4 protein-coding genes and 1 pseudogene are annotated in these 4,299 nt (G+C 67.0%); 1 reads left to right on the top strand and 4 read right to left on the bottom strand.

Annotated elements, in window-relative coordinates:
• From dapF to B3446_RS25695, 3 genes are all read right to left on the bottom strand, one after another.
• The coding region (gene dapF / locus B3446_RS25685) for a diaminopimelate epimerase (RefSeq protein WP_291386717.1) at window positions 1–663 on the bottom strand (663 nt) is incomplete at its 3' end.
• A gap of 30 nt (window positions 664–693) precedes the next feature.
• On the bottom strand, window positions 694–1,584 hold the full coding sequence (locus B3446_RS25690; protein ID WP_191577600.1) for a lysophospholipid acyltransferase family protein: 891 nt from the start codon (window positions 1,582–1,584) through the stop codon (window positions 694–696).
• A gap of 39 nt (window positions 1,585–1,623) precedes the next feature.
• Entirely contained in the window at window positions 1,624–2,493 is an 870-nt protein-coding gene (locus tag B3446_RS25695) for a lysophospholipid acyltransferase family protein (protein ID WP_291386720.1), read from the bottom strand.
• Window positions 2,494–2,768: 275 nt separating this feature from the next.
• Here B3446_RS25695 and metK point away from each other — a divergent pair, with 275 nt between their 5' ends.
• The gene (gene metK / locus B3446_RS25700; protein ID WP_056327270.1) at window positions 2,769–3,932 is read left to right on the top strand and encodes a methionine adenosyltransferase; all 1,164 of its coding nucleotides are present in this window, start codon (window positions 2,769–2,771) and stop codon (window positions 3,930–3,932) included.
• A 167-nt stretch (window positions 3,933–4,099) separates the two neighbouring features.
• Here the strand turns inward: metK and B3446_RS25705 are convergent.
• Window positions 4,100–4,299, bottom strand: a pseudogene (locus B3446_RS25705) (amidase family protein); the annotation flags it as partial.

The following is a 4,299-nucleotide window of genomic DNA, read 5'->3' on the forward strand; positions in this document are numbered from 1 at the left end:
GTTGTTGCGGTCGACGACCTGCATGAAGCCGGCGTTGACGCGGCGCGCAAAGCGCGGATGGGTTTCGATCAGCGGACCCAGCACGGCCACGGGCGCGGTGTCGACGTTATCGACGACCTGCACGGCGTGCGGGTTGCTGATGGCGACGGCGGACACGGCGACCGTGCGGGGAAATCCGGCGGGGGCGTCGAGGTCCAGTTCCCAGAGGGTGTCCTGGCCCTGCGTGACGGACGGCAGGCCGGCGGTGTCGAAGGGCAGCGCGGCCGGATCAAAGCGGGTGCTGCCCATTTCCACGGTGACCTGCTCGTCGTCGCCTTCGTCCAGGACGAGGATGCCGGTGGCGATCTCGGCGCGCAGCGGATTGCGGTCGGACAGGCCTTGCTCGTGCACGAAGCGCACGAAGCAGCGGGCGCCATTGCCGCAGTGTTCGACCTCGGATCCGTCCGAATTGAAAATGCGATAGCGGAAGTCGGCGTCCGGCCGCGTGGCGCGTTCGACCAGCAGGATCTGGTCGGCGCCGATGCCGAAGTGGCGGTCGCCGAGGGCGCGCGCGCGTTCGGGCGTCATCTCGATGGTCTGGCGGACCCCGTCGAGCACAACGAAATCGTTGCCCGCGCCGTGCATTTTGGTGAAGTTCCAGTTCATCTGCGGATTATCCCCCATTCTCGCGGCGCGGCGAGTGCGCGTCGCGGTTCAGTACAGCTTGGCTTCGCCTTCGGGGCGTGTCTTGAAGCGGCGGTGCACCCAGTAATACTGGCTGGGGCAGCGGCGCACCCAGGTTTCGAGTTCGCGGTTCAGGCGGGCGGTGGCCGCTTCCAGCGTGTCGTCGCCCGGGAAGTCGTCGAGTGGCGGCAGCACGTCGACATGGTACTTGCCCGTGTCAGGATTCCAGAACCCCACGATCGGCAGGACGGCGGCGTTCCATTTCTGAGCAAGCTGGGCCGTGGCGAGCAGCGTGGCGGCCGGCACGCCGAAGAACGGCACGAAGACCGAGCCCTGCCGGCCGAAGTCCATGTCGGGCAGGTAGTAGACCGGGCGCGGGGCGCGCAGGTGCCGGATCAGGTCGCGCACGCCGTCCTTGCGGCTGACCAAAAACACTTCATTGAAGCGCGCGCGCCCGGCGGCCACGACGGCGTCGATGTGCGGGTCGCTTTGCGGTGTATACATGGTGGCCGCGCTGGGCACTTCCATGGTCAGGCGGGTGGCGGCGGCGTCCAGCGCGATGAAGTGGGGCGCAAGCAGGATGACCGAGCGGCCCTCGGCTGTCAGCGCGTTGATGCGGTCGGCGCCGGTCTGCGTGACCATCTCCTTGATGGCCTCGGGCGTGCCGTACCACAGCACGCCGCGGTCGACGATGGATTGCGCCAGCGCGCGGAAGTGATCGGCCACCCACTGTTCGCGCACGGCCTCGGGCTGATCGGGAAAGCTCAGTTCCAGGTTGCGGCGGACGATGCGCGCGCGCGACTTGGCCAGCCGCGGCGCCAGCCAGCCCAACACCGCGCCGATGCGCAGGCGCGTCGAGGGCTTGATGCGGCCGAACCATTTCAGCAGGGTAACCAGCGTGCGCGTTTTTCTATCGTTCATGGATGTGGATGGAGACCGGACGGCGGGATGAGCCAGGGTTCAAGCGGTCGGGGGCGCCGGTTCAGCGTCGGGCGCCGGGGTGGCGCCGCGCGGAGTCTTGTAGCGGTTGTAGCTCCAGAGGTACTGGTCGGGGCAGCGGCGGATCAGCGTTTCCATAGCGGCGTTGATGAGGGCGGCCTGCGCCTCGGGCTCGGCGGGCAGCGGCTCGGGCACGCGCACGTAGTGGATGCGCCAGCCGCGGCCCTTGGGCAGGCGTTCGCCCGCCGTGAGGATGATGGGGACGTTGGTCTGCGATGCAAGCTTGCCGGGCAGCGTCATGGTGTAGGCCAGGCGCCCGAAGAACGGCACCCACACGCCGTCGCCCACGCTGGGCGCCTGGTCGGGCAGCATGCCGACGGATTCGCCGCGGCGCAGCGCGCGCACGAATTCGCGCACGCCCTGCATGTTGGCGGGCACCGCATTGACGGCCGAGCTGTTGCGCGCCGTTTCCAGCAAGGGCGCCAGCGCTTCCTTGCGCGGGGGGCGGAACATCACCGTCATGGGCATCTGGCGGGCCAAATAGCGGGCGGTGATCTCGAAGCAGCCCAGGTGCGGCGTCAGAAACAGGATGCCGCGGTTCTCGGCGCGGGCGGCGGCGACCACGTCGTCATCGTCGGAGACCACCTGCGCCAGGCTTTCCTGGTTGCGGAACCAGACNNCGCGGGGATCCTCGAGAATCATCGCGCCGGCTTCGGCCGCCGCGCGCCTGGCGAACGCCGCGCCGGGGTAGCCCGCCTGCGCCGCATTGGCCTGCAGGCGCCGCCGGTACTTGCCCGGCAAGGCGTAGATGGCGCGTCCCGCGAACCTTCCGATCGCATGCGCGACGGGGAGCGGCAGGGCGGCAAAAAGTCGGAACAGAGGCAGCAACATGCGTCAAAAGGTTGAAATCGGGCAGGGTAATACTGCTGATCGAGGCATATGGATACACCCCGGCAACAAGCATAAGAACGGCATTTTCGCTTAAAATGCGCCCAGTCGCCGAGTTAACCGACAACTTGCGGGGCGACGGCAAGGGTACTGCGCTTCGCGCGGCCCGCGCCAAATCCGCTAAAGCGTCGCGCCCAGTTGGCATTGCAATGCAGACCGGGGTGCAACGCGCCTCGAGAACCTATGCGCCGGCAAGACCGGACACTAAGGACGCATCTGTGGCCAACAACGATTTTCTCTTCACTTCCGAATCCGTCTCCGAAGGGCACCCCGACAAGGTTGCCGATCAGATCTCCGATTCGATCCTCGACGCCATCTTCACGCAAGACCCGAACGCGCGTGTCGCAGCCGAAACGCTGTGCAACACCGGTCTCGTCGTGCTGGCTGGCGAAATCACCACCACCGCCAACGTCGATTACATCCAGGTCGCGCGCGACACGATCCGCCGCATCGGCTACGACAACACCGAATACGGCATCGACTACAAGGGTTGCGCGGTGCTCGTCGCCTATGACAAGCAGTCGCCCGACATCGCGCAGGGCGTGGACCGCAGCTCGGAAGACTACCTGAACCAGGGCGCAGGCGACCAAGGCCTGATGTTCGGCTACGCCTGCGACGAAACCCCTGACTTGATGCCCGCACCGATCTGGTACGCGCACCGCCTGGTGCAGCGTCAGAGCGAACTGCGCAAGGATGGCCGCCTGGGCTGGCTGCGCCCGGACGCCAAGTCGCAGGTCACGTTCCGCTACGTCGACGGCCGTCCCGCCGAAGTCGACACCGTGGTGCTGTCGACCCAGCACGCGCCGGAAGTCTCGCAAGAGACCATCCGCGAAGCGGTCATCGAAGACATCATCAAACCCAGCTTCCCTGAAGGCCTGATCACGCCCAAGACCAAGTTCCTGGTCAACCCGACCGGTCGCTTCGTCATCGGCGGCCCGCAAGGCGATTGCGGCCTGACCGGCCGCAAGATCATCGTCGACACCTACGGCGGCGCTTGCCCGCACGGCGGCGGCGCGTTCTCGGGCAAGGATCCGTCCAAGGTCGACCGTTCGGCCGCCTACGCCGCCCGTTACGTGGCCAAGAACATCGTGGCCGCCGGTCTGGCGCGCCAGTGCCAGGTGCAGGTCAGCTACGCCATTGGCGTGGCCGAACCCATCAACATCACCGTCTACACGGAAGGCACCGGCGTCATCCCCGATGACCAGATCGCCAAGCTGGTTCGCGAGCACTTCGATCTGCGTCCGAAGGGCATCGTGAACATGCTGGACCTGCTGCGCCCGATCTACACCAAGACCGCCGCCTACGGACACTTCGGCCGCTCCGAGCCGGAATTCTCGTGGGAAGCCACGGACAAGGTTCAGGAACTGAAGAAGTCCGCCTGACGCGATCGAAGATCTGCGTTGCGGATAACGAAAAGCGCCCGACCGGGCGCTTTTTCTATTTTGAGCCGCCGCTGGACGGCGTTCTTGTTTTGTGCCGCCGATGAACGGCGTTCTTGATTCACGGGCGCGCCGGCCGGGCCGGGCTTCTGCCGTGGCTGCGCGCGGCGTCAAAGCCCCCAGGCCGACAGATCCGGATGCAGGGGCGTGGGAGACAGCACGGTTTCCAGTGCCGCCGCGCAGTCCAGCAGCGCCGCATCAGCGCCAGCGGGCGCCAGCAGTTGCACGGCGCAGGGCATGCCGCCGGCATCAAGCCCCGCCGGCAGCGCAATCGCCGCCGCGCCCAGGAAGTTGGCCGGGCGCAGCAGCT

The sequence above is a fragment of the Achromobacter sp. UBA5777 genome, assembly GCF_002418565.1.
Classification (GTDB): domain Bacteria; phylum Pseudomonadota; class Gammaproteobacteria; order Burkholderiales; family Burkholderiaceae_B; genus Achromobacter; species Achromobacter animicus.

Excerpts from the sequence above, each read along its gene's own strand:
- B3446_RS25690 (WP_191577600.1), bottom strand. The coding sequence starts at position 1,584 with ATGAACGATAGAAAAACGCGCACGCTGGTTACCCTGCTGAAATGGTTC.